Origin of the sequence: Arenibacter certesii DSM 19833 (assembly GCF_000429545.1) — a bacterium.
Taxonomy (GTDB): Bacteria; Bacteroidota; Bacteroidia; order Flavobacteriales; family Flavobacteriaceae; genus Arenibacter; species Arenibacter certesii.
Genome location: NZ_KE386914.1, coordinates 266,478 through 283,896, shown reverse-complemented (window position 1 = coordinate 283,896; position 17,419 = coordinate 266,478). Strand labels below are relative to the sequence as shown.

The following is a 17,419-nucleotide window of genomic DNA, read 5'->3' as shown; positions in this document are numbered from 1 at the left end:
TGATTCATAAATGGCCTACCCAATTGTTTATTGCTAATTGAACAGACTACTGATTACTTTTTACTGATCACTACTCACTACTGATTTTACTGTTCACCGATTACTGACCACTGTTCCCGTAGTTCTCTTCACTATCGTTCATTCGAACTGACTAAGCGCTTTGTAGGTTTTACTCATCCCTTGATTTATAAAGGGCCTACCCAATTGTTTATTGCTAATTGGTTATTGTTTATAGAGCTTGACAGACGTCTGTTTACTAATTCCTGAACACTGGTTATTGCTAATTGGTTATTGTTAATTGAACAGACTACTGACCCAATCTATCATGTAATAAAACCTATAAAGAATTGGTTTTGAAGTGTTTATTATTTCATATTTCAGTTTTTTAGGGTAATATCTAAGCATATATTGGGTATGCATTATGTTGTTAGTTTTGTAATTGAATCATAAGTGCTTTTTATCAATTTCTCTAACCTACTTGCTTTCATTTAGTTCATTGCTTTCTATTTCCTTTTTAAAGGTATTCATGAACCTCCTTCGTCGGTTTCTTTTGCTCGCCCAAAAGAAACGAAACAAAGAAAAAGGCGCCATCTCCGATGAATTTTTTCGACAACGAGGTCGAAAAACCATGGGCCAAACTCCGCGTCGCTACGTTCCTCCGCTCCTGCTCTCGAAGCTTTGGTCCATTATTCTGCGGATAAGGAAGTTTTGCTTCGCCTCTTAAACAGTATACCACAATAAAATCACCCAAACTTATGTTAGCTAATATTCGTGTTCTCTGGCCGGCCCGTGGATTGGACTCACTACTGATTTAACTGTTCACCGGTTACTGATCACTGACCCAATCTCAATACTCATATTTCATTACCCACATCTACCTTCAATAAATTTGGTATCTTTCTATACTAAATATCAACTACTATGGGACATAAAATCGTAATTGCCGGCGCTGGTGGGATTGCTAGTGCGGTGGGGCTTATTATAGCGGAGTGGGGAGAGGATGCTCCACAGCTGTTTATTGGAAACCGAACCTTGGACAAAGCCCAACAGGTGGCTCAATGGATTAAAGATGGGGTCACCAAACCCTGCGAGGTGAAGGCATTTCTGCTTTCAGAAAATGATACTACCAGTGAAATGGAGTCGGTCTTCAGAGAGGGCGATATTCTGCTAGACTGTCTTCCGGGGAGTTTGGCCCCTAGAATGGCAGGCTATGCCACAGCGTATGGCATGCACTACGTTAACCTAACGGAGTACGTGGCCGAAACTAAGGAGATTATGGCACTCGCCAAGGATGCGGAAACGGGATTTATACTTCAATCTGGTTTGGCACCAGGATATATCGATTTATTGGCGCATCATCTGTTTTTGGAGTTTTGTAAGGACAACAAGGTGGAAAAGGTAGATTCCTTGGAGTTTAAGGTAGGGGCTTTAACGCACCATGCCGTAGCGCCTCATTATTATGGTTTTACCTGGAGTCCGGTTGGCGTGGCTACAGAGTATATTAAAGAAGCCGAAACATTGCGGAACTATAAAATAAAACAGCGTCCGTCCCTCTCGGAAAGGGCCACTATTATTATAGACGGAATTGCCTATGAGGAAGACCTTACTTCCGGCGGTGCTGCCGATCTGCCCCATGCGTTGGAAGGAAAAGTAGGGAATTTAGATTATAAAACCTTGAGACATCCCGGCCATTATGCGTGGATAGACCAACACATTAAGGGTATGGAAAAGGATGATGATACAATAGCCACCTTGCAACGGATAATGGGTGCTGCAATTCCCCATATAAAGGACGATCAAATTGTACTCTATGCCGCCGTAGAAGGGAAGGATGCCAAGGGAATTCTTAGAAGAAAGGAAATAGCCAAGAAAATCTACCCGCAAAAAGTAGGGAAACATACCCTAAAAGCAATTCAGACCACCACCGCAGTACCCATGGTACAGGCCGCTTATCATTTATTGACTTCTATCTCAAAAGGATTGATTCTGCAAAGTCAGCTAGACCCGTTACCCTTTCTGAACGGGAAGTTTGTAACTCCTGTTTATGGGGAGGTTAAATAATAAAAATAATGGCTAAAAATCTCAGAATTCACCATTTTCATAAAGAAAACGACCTAAAAAGGGTAAGATTGACTAACTAATTGATCAAATATGTATAGGATGATTAATTACCTTTATGACTGAGATGGTTCCTGTATTTCTTATAACATTTTTAAGAGGAACTATTAATCCAGACATTCTATTGTAACTAATTATACCACCAACATGAAACCTATTGTACAAATTTCCCTTGACCTTACCAATATTGATGAAGCTTTAGAAACTGCCGCTATGGCCTTACGAGCCGGAGTAGATTGGCTGGAAGCGGGGACACCGCTTATTTTGGCAGAAGGCCTGCACGGGGTAAGGAAGCTAAGGGAAGCCTTTCCGGGTATTCCGATTGTGGCCGATCTAAAAACCATGGACGGAGGCTATTTAGAAGCAGAAATGATGGCCAAAGCTGGCGCTACACACGTTGTAGTAATGGCTAGGGCACATATAGAGACCATCAAGGTTGTAGTACAGGCGGGCAAAGATTATGGCGTAAAAGTAATGGGGGACAATCTTGGATGTCCAGATATGGTAGAAGGAGCAAAACTGCTGGAAGAATTGGGATGCGATTATGTTATTCACCATATAGGGTATGATGAACGCCGAGGCATTGCCGCACAAGGATTAAAAATGCCCAGCCCATTAGATCAATTAAGAGAAGTGGTAAATGCAGTAAACGTTCCGGTGCAAGCGGTAGGCGGACTCAGTTTAGAGCAGGCCATACGCTGCCCGGAATTCGGTGCGCCTATGGTAGTTTTAGGAGCTCCGCTGACCATTGATGCCGATTCTTTTAAAACAGCCGATGGAGATCTGGAAACTTCCTTGCGATTAATATGTGAGAAAATCCATGCCTATGGGAAGGTCTCAAAATAACTAGTAATCAGATTTGATACAAATACCATTATGAAGTCGATCGGAGTTGTAAACTATGCCCCAGAAAAGGGAAGTGTAGAAATTAGGGAAGTCGCCAAGCCAGAAATTGGGGAAGAAGATGTGCTGTTGGAAGTAGCCAACGTAGGGGTCTGTGGCAGCGACTTGCACCAATGGACTGCCGACCATAGTTGGCCCGTGAATTATCCCGTAGTGTTGGGGCACGAATTTGGGGGCCATATTGTAGCACTAGGCAGTAGGGTAAAAGATTGGAAGGAGGGAGACAGGGTAGTGAGCGAGACCGCAGCGGTGATAAATAGCAATAATCCCATGTGCAAACAGGGGCTTTATAACCTAGATCCCACCAGAAAAGGATTTGGTTATGGGGTAAATGGGGCCATGACGCGCTTTGTAAAGGTACCTGCTCGTTGTCTTCATAAGGTGCCCGACAACCTTCCTTTTGAACAAGCCTGTCTTACTGAGCCCTGCTCCGTGGCCTATAATGCCGTAGTAGTGAATTCGCCCATAAAACCCGGAGATCGGGTAGTGGTTTTAGGGCCAGGGACTATCGGTATCCTTTGTGCTGCCATGGCCCGCTTATGTGGTGCCGAAGTAGCAATTATAGGACTGGAATCCGATCGAGGAAGATTGGAGATTGCCAAACAATATGGTTGTGAAGGCATTATTGGGGACGCGTCGGCATGGGCCCTTAAAAAAGACGGTTTGGGAGCCGATTGTATAATAGACGCTGCTGGGGCGAGTGCCACCCTTAAGATTGCTTTACAATTAGTTAGACCTAATGGACATATTACCAAAGTAGGATGGGGGCCACAGCCCTTAAACTTTTCTTTGGATCCCTTGGTGCAAAAAAATGTGACGCTGCAGGGAAGCTTTAGCCATAATTGGCCTATTTGGGAAAAAGTACTTTCGCTATTGGCTTCGGGCCAATTGGATGTAAAACCTATTATTGGTGGGGTATGGAAACTAACCGAGTGGAGGGAGGCATTTGAACAAATGCATAATGGTAGCGTAGTTAAAAGTGTTTTAAGACCTGATTAGATGAGATTAAAAGAAAAAATTATACTAATAACGGGTGGCTACACAGGCATTGGTCGCGCTATAGCCCGCCGCTGTGTTGCAGAAGGGGCTAAGGTGATGGTGAACGGATTGGAGGAGGATCGGGGAAAGACCCTTGTGGAGGAGTTAGGAGCAGAAAACGCCAGCACTTTCACCATAGATATTACCAATCCCCAGGCTCCGCAGAAACTGGTAGCAGAAGCGCTGAATACTTATGGCAAACTAGATGCAGTGGTTAATAATGCGGCATTTATTGGTTCGTCCAATATAAATACCACAGATATTCCCCTTATGGAGCGAATGCTGGCAGTGAATTCGATTGCTCCTTTGGCGATAATTCAGGCTGCTTTGCCCCATTTATCCGAAGTGCGGGGGTGTGTGCTTAATATTGGTTCTATTAATGCTTGGGGAGGGGAACCCAATTTGTTGGCTTATAGTATTTCTAAAGGGGCGTTGATGACCATGACCAGAAATTTGGGTGATAGCCTGTTCAGAGATTATGGAGTACGGGTTAATCAGATTAACCCTGGCTGGGTGCTTACTGAAAAAGAGATTTTAAATAAAAAAGAACAAGGGATGAAGTCCGACTGGTATAAGGATATCCCCGATATTTTTGCCCCTGCAGGACGAATCTTCACTCCCGAAGAAATTGCTACTGCATGCCTTTATTGGCTTTCAGACGAATGTGGCCCGGTAAGTTCGCAAGTAATGGATTTGGAACAGTTCCCGGTGATAGGGCGGAATTTGCCCAAGAGTTGGGAGGGGTCGCATTAATAGTATTAAGTATTTAGTACAAAGTATTAAGTAGTATTGAGATATGAGTAGTGAGTATTGAGAATTAGTATTGAGATATGAGTAGTGAGAATTGAGATGTGTTCAGTGTGCAGTAAACGGTAATCAGTGATCAGATTTTTCAGTGAATTATTAACAATAACCAATTACCAATTGATGTTATTATTGATTATAGAGATGCTTACTCGGTCGTCGTTTGATAATGGGAATTTAGATTGCCTGACGGCAGCTGAAGTCACCTGACGGTGGCGATTTTTCCGCTAGTGACTGAGTTTACCTGCCGGAGGTAGGCGGAGCCGAAGTCACAATTGGGGGTTGGCAATGAAAATTAGTATTGAGAAAGGTTCAGTAAGCAGTGAACGGTGGGCAGTAATCAGTTTTTTCAGTGAACAATAAACAATTACCAATGGATGTGGAGATGCTTACTCGGGCGGAGTTAGATAATGGGAAATTAGCCTGCCTGACGGCAGCTGAAGTCACCTGACGGTGGCGATTTTTCCGCTAGTGACTGAGTTTACCTGCCGGAGGTAGGCGGAGCCGAAGTCACAATTGGGGGTTGGCAATGAAAATTAGTATTGAGAAAGGTTCAGTAAGCAGTGAACGGTGGGCAGTAATCAGTTTTTTCAGTGAGCCATAAACAATGTGTTCAGTGTGCAGTAAACGGTAATCAGTGATCAGATTTTTCAGTGAATTATTAACAATAACCAATTACCAATTGATGTTATTATTGATTATAGAGATGCTTACTCGATCGGAGTTAGATAATGAGAATTTAGATTGCCTGACGGCAGCTGAAGTCACCTGACGGTGGCGATTTTTCCGATAGTGACTGAGTTTACCTGCCGGAGGTAGGCGGAGCCGAAGTCACAATTGGGGGTTGGCAATGAAAATTAGTATTGAGAAAGGTTCAGTAAGCAGTGAACGGTGGGCAGTAATCAGTTTTTTCAGTGAGCCATAAACAATGTGTTCAGTGTGCAGTAAACGGTAATCAGTGATCAGATTTTTCAGTGAATTATTAACAATAACCAATTACCAATTGATGTTATTATTGATTATAGAGATGCTTACTCGATCGGAGTTAGATAATGAGAATTTAGATTGCCTGACGGCAGCTGAAGTCACCTGACGGTGACTGAGTTTTGCGGAGGAATGTCCAGTAGAGCCTGCCTGCCGGAGGTAGGTTTACTTACCGGAGGTAGGCGCAGTCGAGACCTTATTTTTAAGCAATTAATGAACCTTTTAAAACCATATTATTTTGCCAAAATTAGCCGTATTCCCCAAAGCATTTATGCAAGAACTTTGTAAAGATGGAACCATGAAGGTTTCCGAGTGGATAGATCTGTCCGTTAAGTTGGATATTGACGGACTGGAATGGTATGCCGGGTTCTTGGAAATGAAAGATCAATCTAATTGGCCTGTTTTTAGAGAACAGGTAGAAAGCCATGGAAAAGTAATTCCCATGCTGTGCTGCTCCCCAGATTTCACCCATCCAGATGCGGACTTTAGGGAAGCGGAAATCAAGAAACAGATTCATTGGATAGAAATGACCCATGCCTTAGGGGGTTCTTATTGCCGGGTGTTGTCTGGGCAACGTAGACCCGAATTAACCATGGAAGAAGGCGTGACTTTTGCGGCCGACTGTATAAAACAATGTTTACCACATGCACAAAAGTTAGGAATAACCCTGATTCTAGAGAACCATTACAAGGACGATTTTTGGGAGTATCCCGAGTTTGCCCAGCAAATGGATGTTTTTTGCGAGCTGGTATCCCGTATAGACCATCCTAATTTTGGAGTGAATTACGACCCTAGTAATACTTTTCTGGCTGGCGAGGATCCGTTGGAACTACTATATAGGGTTTCGGACCGAGTGGTCACCATACATGCCAGTGATCGGTATCTTAAAGAGGGGACTATAGAAGATTTGCGAAAGGAAGAAGGCGGCGCTACTGGCTATGCCAAAAGATTGAGTCACGGTGAAATAGGAAAGGGACTAAACGATTACGATGCTATTTTTAAGGAATTGAAAAGAGTGGGATTCAATGGTTGGATTAGTATTGAGGATGGTGTAGATGGCATGGACCAATTAGAACGTAGCGTAACTTTTGTAAGGAAAAAAATAAAGGAATATTGGCCGGATTTTGAATAAAATAAACTGTACCCTGAGCGTAGTCGAGGGTAGGGTAAGTGGGACAATCTCATGGAGCATTGCGGAATACGTTTTCCAACTCTAACCATAAACTAGCGAGGTAAGTTTCGGGGTATTTATCTACCCCTCCATAATAAAAAACACCCTCCCTTGGAATCAAGAGAAGGTGTTTTCGTTTTTATTATAATTGAGTGAAAATTTAATTCACTACGTTCTGAGGACTGTCTTTAAGAAATGCTTCCAAATTCTCCACAGCAGTATTCATAAGATTGATTCTAGAATCTAAAGGCGCCCAGGCAATATGTGGGGTGATAATACAGTTTTCTGCTTGCAGCAACGGACTGTCGGCATTAATAGGCTCATGGGAGGCCACATCCACTGCAGCAAATGCTATTTTCCCACTATCCAAGGCGGTTTTTAGATCTTCTTCCACAATTAACGGTCCGCGAGAGGTGTTAATCAACATTACCCCATCCTTCATTTTGGAAATATTGGCAGTATTTATCATGCCTTCGGTTTCGGGCATTAAGGGACAGTGAAGGCTTATTACGTCGGATTCACGCAGAAGTTCGTCCATTTCTATCTGTTTGATATTCTCTGTTTCAAATTCTGGTCTTTTCCGACTTCCGGCAGTTAAGATCTTCATTCCAAAAGCTTCTGCTAATTTGGCGGTGGCCCGGCCGATACTACCGTATCCGATAATCCCCATGGTTTTGCCTTCTAAAGCGACTAATGGGTAATTCCAAAAGCAAAAATCCTTGCTATTAGCCCATTGTCCCTCCTTTACTGCGCGATTGTGTTCTCCCACATGATGGCACATTTCCAACAACAGTGCCATAGTCATTTGTGCCACTCCGGCTGTTCCGTAGGTGGGGACATTGGTGACTATCATTCCCAAGGATTTTGCAGCTTCTATATCCACTATATTGAATCCCGTAGCCAAAACACCAATATATTTTACGGCAGGCACTTTATCCAGCACCTCTTTTGGTAGTGGCGTTTTGTTGGTGAAAACGATGGTGGCATCGCCAATGGCTTCCACAATTTTTTCGGAATCATAAGGGGTTCTATCGTAAACGGTCAAAGATCCCAAAGCTTCCAATCCTTCCCAGCTTAAATCACCTGGATTAAGTGTATATCCATCCAAAACAACAATCTTCATATGTATTAAATTATAATTGATATTAGATTAAATATGCCTAGAAGGAGATTAATTACAAAAAAAGGGTGTTTCTCACGACTACTAGGCCTATTTACAAATATAACACATATTGGAAACACCTGATCTTTGCGAAAAACCGCACTGATTTTGGGGGTGTTTCCAATCCTTGGATATTATCCTTTTATGGCGTTGGTTATTGTTTTTTTCGCTTGATGGGACAAGGGGAGTTGCAAGGCGGCATCATGCCCTTTGGTCGACATTTTGCGCCAGGTTTTTCGCAGTACGTCCAATTGCTTTTCCTCTGGGTGCTTCGCTGCAAAGTCCTCAAAGTAATATTCTAGAAATACCAAACAGATGACATCTTCCAGCGTTTGGGTTTCCTCATTTTTATGCAATTGTTTTTTCTGTAATAGAAAGGCTATTTGGTCTATTACTTCCTGCTCGTAACCTACCTCTTTTAAAATCTCGGAAGCTTTGTCTACATGAAATTTCTGGAGGTCTTGTCGCCATTTTAAATAGCCTTTTCTACCTTCTTCGTAGGTGTCCCTTGGAATCTTCCATCTTTGGATATGTTGGCAACGGGTTGCTAATTGTAGGGCTTCCGAAGCATTGGGAGCAAAGCCATTCAGTTTCTCCGTCATTCTAATGGCATACAGCAGTTCCTTAGGATAGCTTTTACCCTGCCATTCTTCGGTATTTGGATCTTCCTTATTGGCAGCATCAAACTGCTCAATTGCATTTGTAAATTTTTCCTCTGCTACCATGTTTTTGATTTTTCTCAAAGTTATTTAGAAATGTGCTAATGTGAAAATTCATCAATGTAATAATGTAACAATGGGTTTTAATTTGGAGATTTGGAAATGAGTTAATTTGAAAGTTGGGCTAGAGGGGAAGCTTTTGAATAGCTACGGCGCTTTAGCCCATTGGATAAAATTAGATGGGGATAGGTGGCTTTAACCAAATATTCGGTTTTTTACTTTTGAATAAACCTGTTTTGTAGATTCCTTATTCATACCCTAATTAATCAGGGGTCTACCCAACTGTTTATTGCTAATTGGTTATTGTTAATTGAAATCTTGTCCACTGAACGCCGCGTTAGCTATTGCAGCGGCATCCTTTTTTGGCTAGTGATGGAAGATGACACCAAGACCTGCGAGGTTTTTCAAAACTTGTAGGTCTAGTTGATAATTACGGAAAAACTAGACAATCATCTTACAGGGTAATAACCAAAAAAGATACAGCGGAAAGAGCGACCCGATAGGGGAACGCCCGACATAAAATCAATTCTCAGGTAGCTATGAGTTGACCGAAACTGGTTACTAATCACTGAACTGCTCTCAATACTAACATCTCACTACTTACTACTTACTACTTAATACTATAAAAGATCCCTCCGCTTTGCACTTTCAGGCAAACCACCTCCCTTTAAAAAAGGGAGGTGGTTTTGTTTTTTTCTTTGTAGCGTATTTCTAGGGAAACCGAGTATTTCAATACTTAAAACCACCTTAAAAAAATGCTAATTACTAATTGTTTATTGATAGAACTGCCCACTTCTTACTATTCGCTTTGCTTCCCCGATTAGAGTCGACCGATTATGGAGTACTAAATTTCACTTAAAATGGTCCCAACTGTTCACGGACCACTGATTACCGATTACTGTTTACTGACCACTACTCAATACTATTCAAAACTTCCTATGTGCCAATACCACTGGTGGCTGCCCATTAAAGGGATTCTGCATTCTACCGATGGTCTTGGCGCCCAATCCTGCTGCCCTTATAACGCTCTTATCGCCAAAACGCTCCCTTATCTTATCCAAAGCGGCATAGAGATTCAGTGCCTCCTCGGTATCATCAAAGAGATTGATCTGATAATTACCTTGTACTAGGTGGCTGAAACGGATACCGATTAATCGCACTAATAGTCTTCGGTTATAGAGCGTATTGAACAGGCCTAGGATTTGGGGGATCAAAATATGGTCTGCGCTGGTATACGGAATCTTTAATTGCTTGGAGTAGGTGTTGAAATCTGAGTAACGGATCTTTACCGATATACAAGCGGTCAGTTTTTCCCCTCTCCGGAGTTGATAGGCCAAGTTCTCCGTCATGGCAATAAGAATACCGCGGAGTTTTATCACATCAATGGTGTCTTTATCAAAAGTACGTTCGGTAGAGATGGATTTTCGTTCCGAATAGGGGATAACCGGAGTATTGTCCATGCCATTGGCTCGTTTCCATATTACCTCACCATTGGCTCCCAATACCCGTTGCATCACATCCATGGGCATCTCTTGGATGGTCTTTATCTGGCGCAATCCCAAATTCCGCAGCGTTTGGTAAGTCTTATCGCCCACCATGGGTATCTTTCTTATGGATAAAGGTGCTAAAAACGGTTTTTCATGGCCATAGTCTATTTTTCTTTGATTATTTGGCTTGGCTTCACCGGTCGCTATTTTTGATACCACTTTGTTTACGGACAACCCAAAGGAAATAGGGAGTCCCGTTTCCTTAATGATCTTATGGCGGAGTTCTGAGGAGTATTGGTAAGCGCCAAAAAAACGGTCCATTCCCGTAAGGTCGGCGTAAAACTCATCGATGCTCGATTTTTCGAATAAGGGTACCTGTTCTTTGATAATCTCGGTTACAATATCCGATTGCTTACTGTAGTTACCTGCGTTCCCCTTTATAATTACTGCTTCGGGACAGAGTTCCTTAGCCATTTTCATAGGCATTCCGGAATGTACGCCAAAGCCTCGGGTCTCGTAACTACAAGCAGCTACAACACCTCTATCACTAGTGCCGCCTACCAATATAGGCCTATTGTTAAGCCTACTGTCCTGGAGTCGCTCTACGGATACATAAAAAGTATCCAAATCTAAATGGAGTATTGTTTTGTTCATAGCATATCAAAAAATAGGTATGCTAAATTATGGATTATTTCCATGTTAATGGATATAATCCATATAATGTTATCCACAAAATACTTTAATCTCTAAATGAGAATTAAATGTTTCATAGGCTTATCCTAAAGGGATTGGATTTAAGGGAAGTAGGATAGTTTAGAAATAAGAGGTGAAGTATCAGCTATAGAGTGAGCAAAAAAATTGTAGGCAGGTAATACGGAAGAGGAGTTATATAAACTGCTCTAGACTATTTAAAAGGTCCAGAGCAGTCTATTATATATTACTCGATAATCGAGATTTAAATGCTCCAAGGCTTGCCTCGAAATCAATACGTTTTTTTTCTTTTAATGCCTTGTGGGCTTGCCCCGAGGTAGTTTATTTCATTTTTCGCATCAGCCCTTCTTGGGTAACAGAGGCAATTAGCTTTCCCTTTCTATCAAAAATACTTCCTCTAGAGAACCCTCTAGCATTACTGGCACTTGGACTATCCATAGTATATAATAGCCAATCGGAAATATTGAAATCGCGATGGAACCAAATGGCATGGTCTATACTTGCGTAAAAGGTTTTATCCGCTCTCAATTTTTCCCGGTGGGGTAGGGAGGCGGTGGTAAGAATATTGTAGTCGGACATATAGGCCAACAGTTGCTGTTGCATAGGTAAGCCTACACTTATAGGAGCTGCTGTACGCATCCACATATGATTAAAAGGGGGACCGTTTTTAGTAAGTAGTGCACTCAATCGTTCTACTGGCTTAAATTCGAATGTGGTTGGGTGTGTAAGTTGGAGAAACTTATATGTATAGGGGTCTATTTGCTCCATCTCCTTTAGCTGATCTAAACTGCTCAAGAGTTTTTTTGGGGTTATTACATTGGGTATGGAAATCTGATGGTCTTCTCCCTCTTCTTTTACTTGAAAGGAAGCGGCCATATTAAAAATAGCCTTCCCATCTTGTTTTGCCACCACACGTCTGGTAGCAAAACTACCTCCATCCCTAATGTTTTCCACCTCATAGGTTATGGGAATACTAAGGTCGCCCCCCAAAATAAAATAGGCATGCATGGAATGGGCAAGCTTATTATCTGGTACAGTTTGATAGGCAGCATGGAGCGACTGCCCTAATACTTGTCCTCCAAAAACCCTACCCCAAGGGGCCTGGTAATTTTGTCCGACATAGGTAGTATCATCTACGCGCTCTAGGCTAATTAGGTCTATTAAATCTTCTATACTGTTCATATTTTGGCAACTAAGTCTTAATGTTTATGGAATATCCTTCTACAAAGGTATGTTTCCATGTTTTTTCTTGGGCATGTTTACCACCTTATTTTCTAAGATGGAGAACCCCTTTATTAATTTTCTACGTGTATCCTTGGGTAGGATAACCTCATCTATAAAGCCCCTTTCAGCAGCACTAAAAGGATTCGCAAACATTTCTGCGTATTGCCGTTCTTTTTCTACAAGTTTCTTTTCAGGATCCTCAGCGGCCATAATCTCTTTCCTAAAAATTATTTCACTGGCTCCTTTGGCGCCCATTACTGCAATTTCAGCACTGGGCCAAGCATAGTTTAAGTCGGCCCCAATATGTTTGGAATTCATTACATCATAGGCCCCACCATACGCTTTTCTGGTAATGACCGTAATTTTAGGAACTGTTGCCTCACTTAAGGCGTAGAGCAATTTTGCACCATTGGTAATAATACCGTTCCATTCTTGATCCGTACCCGGTAAAAATCCAGGAACATCTACCAAAACTAATAGCGGAATATTGAAACAGTCACAGAAACGAGTAAACCTGGCCGCCTTTTTGGAGCTGTCTACGTCTAGTACTCCCGCTAAGCTCATAGGCTGATTGGCTACAATGCCGATACTCTTACCTGCCATTCGGGCAAATCCTACTACAATATTTTCGGCATAGAGCTTATGTACTTCAAAAAAGGTATCTGCATCTATTATCTCTTGGATAATATGGCGCATATCATAAGGCTGATTAACATTTTCAGGAAGAATGGTTTCTAAGCCCTCTCTAATTTCCGTTTGTAGGGAATAGGAGAGTGCCTTTGGGGCATCCTCACAGTTTTGAGGCAAATAGCCAATCAATTGTTTTATCTGGGCTATACATTCCAAGTCGTTGCCAGCTGTAAAATGGGTAACCCCGGATTTAGTGGCATGGGTGATTGCACCTCCCAATTCTTCGGAGGTAACTTCTTCATTGGTAACGGTCTTTACCACATTGGGGCCAGTTACAAACATATAACTGGTATTCTCTACCATTAGGGTAAAATCGGTCATAGCTGGGGAGTAGACTGCCCCACCAGCACAGGGTCCCATAATTGCGGATATTTGGGGGATTACCCCTGAAGCCTTTACATTTCTATGAAAAATATCGGCATATCCGCCCAAGGAGCGGACGCCTTCCTGGATTCTTGCTCCACCACTATCATTGAGTCCTATAATTGGGACGCCTATTTTCATGGCCATATCCATTATTTTACAAATTTTTTCGGCATGTGTTTCGGAAAGGGAACCTCCAAAAACGGTGAAATCCTGCGCGAAGACACAGACTTCCCGTCCGTGGATTGTTCCAAACCCGGTAACTACGCCATCCCCGTAATAAATTTGTTTATCCATACCAAATTCCTTGGTTCTATGCGTTACCAAAGCACCCATTTCCTCAAAGGAACCTTGGTCCAGTAAAAAATGAATTCGCTCACGAGCCGTTAATTTTCCTTTGGCATGTTGGGTATCGATCCGTTTTTTACCGCCTCCCAATTTGGCAAGGGCAATTTTTTCCTCCACTTTTTTTATTTTCTCCTTCATTTAATAGTAGACTTTATATTCCTTGTGAATCTTAAATATTAACGGTTGGTTCTTTTTAACGTCCAGTTGGAACTTTTATCTTCTGGAACTTTTAGGATTTCCTGGTGTTCTAAATATAGTTTAAGCCCTATTAGAGCTGCAATTTTTCGCTCCTTTTTATAAAGCTTAAAGAGTGCGTCTTTGCTAAAATGTTTCTTTACAAAGTGCGTATCAAAATTTCCTGAAGTAAAGGCTTCATGCTCAAAAACAAACTTTCCAAAGGGGAGGGTGGTTTCCAAACCTTCAATTTTGTAGTTGGCAATGGCATGGAGCATACGTTGTATGGCCTCTTGTCTATTTTTGCCGTATGCTATTAATTTAGAAAGCATGGGATCGTAGTAAATAGGAATGGTCATACCTTCCTCAAATCCATCATCTAACCGTATTCCAGGTCCATGAGGACGTTGGTAGGTTTCTAGTGTACCGATACTAGGTAGAAAATCGTCGAAGGGATCCTCTGCATATACTCTTAGTTCTACCGCATGTCCTGTTATAGATAGATCTTCTTGCTTTATTTCTAAAACCTCATTCCTAGCGATTTTTATCTGTTGTTCTACAAGGTCTACCCCTGTTATTAATTCGGTGACTGGGTGCTCTACTTGTAGTCGCGTATTCATCTCTAAGAAATAGAAGTTATGGTCTGCATCTAATAGAAATTCTACGGTTCCGGCGCCAACGTAGTCGCAAGCTTGGGCTACCATAACAGCAGCTTTACCCATAGCAGCTCTTGTTTCAGGAGAAAGTACAGCTGAGGGAGCTTCTTCAATTACCTTCTGATGTCTCCTTTGTATACTACATTCTCTTTCAAAAAGGTGGATGGCATTTCCGTGATTATCGGCCAATACCTGTATCTCTATATGTTTTGGGGAGTCAATATATTTTTCTAAAAATACGGCTCCGTTGCCAAAAGCGGCTTTGGCCTCGCTAATAGCGCGTTGCATTTGTTCCTCTAATTCGGTGGCTTCTTGTACCACTCGCATTCCTTTCCCGCCTCCGCCGGCCGCGGCTTTAATTAAAATTGGGTAGCCAACTTCGTTGGCAATGGACTTCGCTAGAACCAAATCTGTGATGGCTTTATCGATGCCCGGGACCATGGGGATATTATATGCTTTCACCGTTTCCTTTGCGGCTAATTTGTCGCCCATAACGCGTATCGCATGGGGTTTGGGACCAATAAAGGTGATCTTATTATCGTTCAGCAGTTGTGCAAAATCGGCATTCTCACTCAAAAATCCATACCCAGGATGTACTGCGTCGGAATTAGTGTCTTGGGCCGCCTTGAGCAACTTTTCCATATTTAGATAGGATTCGGAAGAGGGGGCATTGCCAATAAATACCGCTTCATCTGCAAATTTCACATGGGGAGAATTCCTATCGGCATCCGAATAGACTGCAACGGTTTTTATACCCATATTTTGGACAGTTTGCATAATACGCAATGCAATTTCTCCTCTATTGGCTACCAGTATTTTTTTCATGTTCATTTAGGTCTAGCTTATTCCATTTCTATTAAAATCTGTCCCTTTACTACGGCGTCGTTAACTTTCACCTCTAGTTGTTTAATAATTCCTTGTCCTGGGGAGGTTATTATATTTTCCATTTTCATAGCAGATAAAACTAGTAGGGGAGTGCCTTTGGAAACTTCTTCACCAACAGAAGCCATAATGTCTATGATAAGTCCGGGCATAGGGGCTGTTATTTGGTTAATTTGGTGTGATTTGGTGGATAGCATTCCCATTTTGTTCACCATCTGATCTAAATGATCTTCTAATTTTAAATGATAGGGATTACCATTTACCTCCAATGTAATCTCCTTGTTAGGGAAGTCGGACTGGATAACTCTTATATCATATGATTTTAAATCTGATAAGGCATGATACTGTGAGTCACCAGTGGGGATAATATCCAAGGAGTCTAATTCTTTTTCAGTTAAGCTAAAGGTGTCTTCTTGAATCTTGATTAAATAGTTGGTCATATAATGCAGTTTAATCGTGGAGGAACTTTTCTCCTTTTACAACGGGATTTTTTCTTTTCCACTAGTTGGACTAAGATATGTAAAAGATTTAAAAAACCTATCCTAGTTATCCTTATAGAAGACCAACTTGTAAGGAGTAATTAATGGGTTGGCAGATTTAATTAGGGGGTCATTTAATCGTACCCAATTGTAAATCAGCTGGTTTGATTTCCAAAATAGATTATAGATCAAAAATCACATCAGAAAGCAATTAATTAGGACTTTTTTGTCCGATATATGATTATTATCATGTTTTATACGGTGGTGTCCACCTAATTTTGTCTTAAATTAAAGTTAAACCCAACTGAGATAAATAAAGAACAATCAAGAATTATTGGACTAGCAAACCAAATTAAGTGAACAATTATCCATTAACCATTAAAAATAAAAAACCAATGAAAATAATTTTTAAGAGTGCAGCAATCCTTTTTTCAGCTTTAATTATGAGTTGTGGAGGAAAGGAAGAAAAGAAAAAAGACGGATTTAGTGTAGATAGGGCAAAGGCTAAAACAGAGAAACCTGCCGCACCAGCCGCTTCAGATGTGAAGGCCTCCGAGATGGTAGATCTTACTAATAAAGGGGTAGGACCAATTACCTCAGTCACTTTGGGAGCAGACATAGACCAGGCGATGGCAGCGAAAGGAAAAGAAGTATATGATCAGATGTGTTTGGCCTGCCATAGGGTAGGGAAAAAATTTATAGGCCCAGCTCCAGATGGCGTTATGGAAAGACGTACTCCGGAATGGGTAATGAATATGATCTTAAATCCAGAAGGGATGGTAAAGGAAGATCCTTTAGCTAAAGCACTTTTAATGGAGTTTAACGGATCACCAATGGCCAATCAAGGGCTTACCGAAGAACAGGCAAGGGCTGTCGTGGAATATTTTAGAACTTTATAATAAAACGATTTAATATGAAGCCAATCATCCACTTAAAGTTATGGGCAGTTTCATTTCTTATTCTGGGTTTAGTATCTGGTTGTAAAAATGGGGACAAGGCTACACTGATGGATACTTCTAATACGACGGAGAAAGAAATCGATGCCAATCAAGGTCAAGCCTTTATAGAGGATGATAGTTCTACTCCCAATGTACTGAACATTGCCAAAGGATCACCGGATCATACCATTTTGATAGCGGCTGTGCAGGAGGCAGGTTTGGAAAACGTGTTGGTAAATGCCGGGCCACTTATGGTATTTGCGCCAACTAATGAAGCTTTTGATGCCCTGCCAGAAGGAACTGTAGAAGATTTGCTGAAACCGGAAAACAAGGAAGCCTTGGCCAATATTCTGAAGTTCCATGTAACTCCTGGAAATTATAATGTGGATTTGTTGAAGAAGTTTAAAAAACTAGGGCAGGCAAACAATCAGAATGTTGCCGTAGAGGTCATAGGCGACGATGTGTATGTTGGTGGCGCAAAAATTATAGCCAGCATTCCTGCCGGCAACGGAATAGTACATGTGGTAGATAAGGTAATATTACCCCCTACAGAATAGTAATAAAGAAT

14 protein-coding genes are annotated in these 17,419 nt (G+C 41.6%); 7 read left to right on the top strand and 7 right to left on the bottom strand.

The window, feature by feature from the left end:
• The first annotated feature begins 921 nt into the window (after positions 1 to 921).
• The 5 genes from G466_RS0120055 to G466_RS0120035 all read left to right on the top strand — a co-directional run bounded on the left by G466_RS0120055 (position 922) and on the right by G466_RS0120035 (position 6,979).
• Positions 922 to 2,061 (top strand): saccharopine dehydrogenase family protein, encoded by a 1,140-nt coding sequence (locus G466_RS0120055; RefSeq protein WP_034236261.1) that lies wholly within the window; start codon positions 922 to 924, stop codon positions 2,059 to 2,061.
• A 204-nt stretch (positions 2,062 to 2,265) separates the two neighbouring features.
• A complete protein-coding gene (locus tag G466_RS0120050) occupies positions 2,266 to 2,964 on the top strand; it encodes an orotidine 5'-phosphate decarboxylase / HUMPS family protein (RefSeq protein WP_026815210.1) in 699 nt (232 codons plus the stop codon).
• A gap of 30 nt (positions 2,965 to 2,994) precedes the next feature.
• Complete coding sequence (locus G466_RS0120045; RefSeq protein ID WP_026815209.1) at positions 2,995 to 4,020, top strand: zinc-binding dehydrogenase; 1,026 nt, start codon at positions 2,995 to 2,997, stop codon at positions 4,018 to 4,020.
• Positions 4,021 to 4,812: an SDR family NAD(P)-dependent oxidoreductase gene (locus G466_RS0120040; RefSeq protein WP_026815208.1), complete on the top strand. Its 792-nt coding sequence runs from the start codon at positions 4,021 to 4,023 to the stop codon at positions 4,810 to 4,812.
• 1,273 nt (positions 4,813 to 6,085) lie between these two features.
• Positions 6,086 to 6,979, top strand: a complete 894-nt coding sequence (locus tag G466_RS0120035) for a sugar phosphate isomerase/epimerase family protein (RefSeq protein ID WP_026815207.1) — start codon at positions 6,086 to 6,088, stop codon at positions 6,977 to 6,979.
• A 199-nt stretch (positions 6,980 to 7,178) separates the two neighbouring features.
• Here the strand turns inward: G466_RS0120035 and G466_RS0120030 are convergent, their stop codons facing one another.
• From G466_RS0120030 to G466_RS0120000, 7 genes are all read right to left on the bottom strand, one after another.
• Positions 7,179 to 8,141, bottom strand: coding sequence for a D-2-hydroxyacid dehydrogenase (locus G466_RS0120030; protein WP_026815206.1), 963 nt, complete (start codon positions 8,139 to 8,141; stop codon positions 7,179 to 7,181).
• 173 nt (positions 8,142 to 8,314) lie between these two features.
• Positions 8,315 to 8,905 carry a DUF4202 domain-containing protein gene (locus G466_RS0120025; RefSeq protein WP_026815205.1) on the bottom strand — a complete coding sequence of 197 codons (591 nt, stop codon included), beginning with the start codon at positions 8,903 to 8,905 and terminating at the stop codon, positions 8,315 to 8,317.
• A 920-nt stretch (positions 8,906 to 9,825) separates the two neighbouring features.
• Positions 9,826 to 11,040: a DNA polymerase IV gene (gene dinB, locus G466_RS0120020; RefSeq protein ID WP_026815204.1), complete on the bottom strand. Its 1,215-nt coding sequence runs from the start codon at positions 11,038 to 11,040 to the stop codon at positions 9,826 to 9,828.
• A gap of 378 nt (positions 11,041 to 11,418) precedes the next feature.
• Positions 11,419 to 12,279: an acyl-CoA thioesterase gene (locus tag G466_RS0120015; protein WP_026815203.1), complete on the bottom strand. Its 861-nt coding sequence runs from the start codon at positions 12,277 to 12,279 to the stop codon at positions 11,419 to 11,421.
• 39 nt (positions 12,280 to 12,318) lie between these two features.
• Positions 12,319 to 13,860 (bottom strand): acyl-CoA carboxylase subunit beta, encoded by a 1,542-nt coding sequence (locus G466_RS0120010; RefSeq protein ID WP_026815202.1) that lies wholly within the window; start codon positions 13,858 to 13,860, stop codon positions 12,319 to 12,321.
• A gap of 38 nt (positions 13,861 to 13,898) precedes the next feature.
• Positions 13,899 to 15,377 (bottom strand): acetyl-CoA carboxylase biotin carboxylase subunit, encoded by a 1,479-nt coding sequence (gene accC / locus G466_RS22880; protein WP_034236259.1) that lies wholly within the window; start codon positions 15,375 to 15,377, stop codon positions 13,899 to 13,901.
• A gap of 17 nt (positions 15,378 to 15,394) precedes the next feature.
• A complete protein-coding gene (locus G466_RS0120000) occupies positions 15,395 to 15,874 on the bottom strand; it encodes an acetyl-CoA carboxylase biotin carboxyl carrier protein subunit (RefSeq protein WP_026815201.1) in 480 nt (159 codons plus the stop codon).
• Positions 15,875 to 16,308: 434 nt separating this feature from the next.
• On the opposite strand from G466_RS0120000, the gene G466_RS0119995 reads away from it, so the two are divergent.
• Positions 16,309 to 16,812: a c-type cytochrome gene (locus tag G466_RS0119995; RefSeq protein ID WP_026815200.1), complete on the top strand. Its 504-nt coding sequence runs from the start codon at positions 16,309 to 16,311 to the stop codon at positions 16,810 to 16,812.
• 14 nt (positions 16,813 to 16,826) lie between these two features.
• Positions 16,827 to 17,408 (top strand): fasciclin domain-containing protein, encoded by a 582-nt coding sequence (locus tag G466_RS0119990; RefSeq protein ID WP_026815199.1) that lies wholly within the window; start codon positions 16,827 to 16,829, stop codon positions 17,406 to 17,408.
• Positions 17,409 to 17,419 lie beyond the last annotated feature (11 nt).